Below are 1,441 nucleotides of genomic sequence, written 5' to 3'. Positions count from 1 at the left end.
CGGCGAGTCACCTCCCCAGTTTGCGTCGCCGCAGTGCGAAGCAAGAAATCCTGATGATTTCATGGAGTCTTCAAATCGTAGCGCGTAAGGTCAGAGCTTAGCTGAAAAATCTCCCCAGTGCAAGTGGAGATGTCGTTTTATGAACACATACAATCTTATTCTGGCGGACTTAATGGTTCGTCAAGTCCTGATCGTGCCTCAAATTCCTTATAATCCCTTTTGGACGGGTGCTAAAGCGTGACACTGCTGAGCTTTCCAAAAGAATGGCTAGCCGATAATAGTAGCTTCCGTTTCAGTCCATCTCTCAAAGAATTTACAAATGGATACGGGAAAAATGCCATCCCGAAACTAAAGACTGACCGGAGACCCACTCTCCATCTCAGTCCCCTTAAACCACTCTCGACGGCGTGTCTCTGGTGTTGCTTCGTCTGCCCACGCCCTGTCGTTACCCTTCTCACGGCTCGACTCCACGCTCAGACCAAGTCTTCCGATGAGTCTCCTTGTGGCTCACCCCAGTTTCACCCCGCAAGCGTTCTTACGCTCAGAGGCATGTCCATAGCGCTACGCAATTGCCATCTTTCGCCCACCCGCATGATTTCGCTGTCTCAGTTCCAGGCGAAGAGGACTCCCACCTCACCCCAGGCTGCCGACGCACCGGGGAACACTGAGCGCAAGCTGGAGGCTCAAGCATCAGCGGTCCTCTTGGCCTCGGATGTCGGCATCCAACTCTATTGCCCAAGAGACATCACTTCACCAAAGACCTTTTTCGCCACTTTTGCCCCCCGTCTCAACCTCGGCGAACACCTTCCTGCTGCACGTTTCACCCTGAACTCGAAAACGGCAGAGAGGGGCGAAATCATCTTTGGTCAACTCCCCGGAGTCGCCTGCCATCAGCCGTGGGCAGGTGAAGCCGGATGATGGGCAAGCTGGACCGGAGTCAAAAGCCCAGCGCTGCTGTACAGGCCATTGGTGAGTTGCATTTCGAGGGCAACATCGTTCCGCACAGTTTCTTTAATCGGCCAGAGTTTAAAAGCGCCCGGGGGGTCACCCAGCACATCCCGATCATGATTCTCGCCGATGACCTGTATTGGTACCGCCCCACCCACCACCGCGACGAAGTGACTGGCAAGCTCCTGCGAACCACCCGCAAATTCAGTGCGGACAAACTCCAGCGTTCGTACGCCTATTACGCCGAACTTCTCGGGATCAGCAAGCAGCAAGCTGCGGACGCCGTGAAGTTCCTGGTGGACCGGGGCCTCATCACCCGGGAGTTCCGTCAGATTCGAGCTGTAGATGGCCGCAAATTATCGAATGTCATGTTCGTCGAACCTGTGATTGAAGCCTTAAAAGTCTTGTTGCACCGTTACGAACCTGGCGGCGCGTGTTGGGGCTGGGTTGCGGCTCCACCGAAGCCCAACGAGAAGAGGGAGAGGCAGGGGGG

General features: G+C 55.2%; 2 protein-coding genes. Both read left to right on the top strand.

What is annotated here, in order from left to right; genetic code table 11:
• Positions 1 to 549: 549 nt before the first annotated feature.
• The gene (locus tag Q319_RS27750; protein ID WP_156039587.1) at positions 550 to 918 is read left to right on the top strand and encodes a hypothetical protein; all 369 of its coding nucleotides are present in this window, start codon (positions 550 to 552) and stop codon (positions 916 to 918) included.
• A partial coding sequence (locus Q319_RS0123560; RefSeq protein ID WP_211252426.1) for a hypothetical protein occupies positions 915 to 1,441 on the top strand: 527 nt, incomplete at its 3' end. The genes Q319_RS27750 and Q319_RS0123560, both read left to right, overlap by 4 nt.

It is taken from the genome of Deinococcus marmoris DSM 12784 (genome assembly GCF_000701405.1).
GTDB lineage: Bacteria > Deinococcota > Deinococci > Deinococcales > Deinococcaceae > Deinococcus > Deinococcus marmoris.
Note: the sequence above shows the minus strand (reverse complement) of the source record. Positions and strands in the feature narration are given on the sequence as shown.

Bases quoted from the DNA above. Each gene is read 5' to 3' on its own strand.
- Q319_RS27750 (WP_156039587.1), top strand. From the start codon at position 550: ATGTCCATAGCGCTACGCAATTGCCATCTTTCGCCCACCCGCATGATT.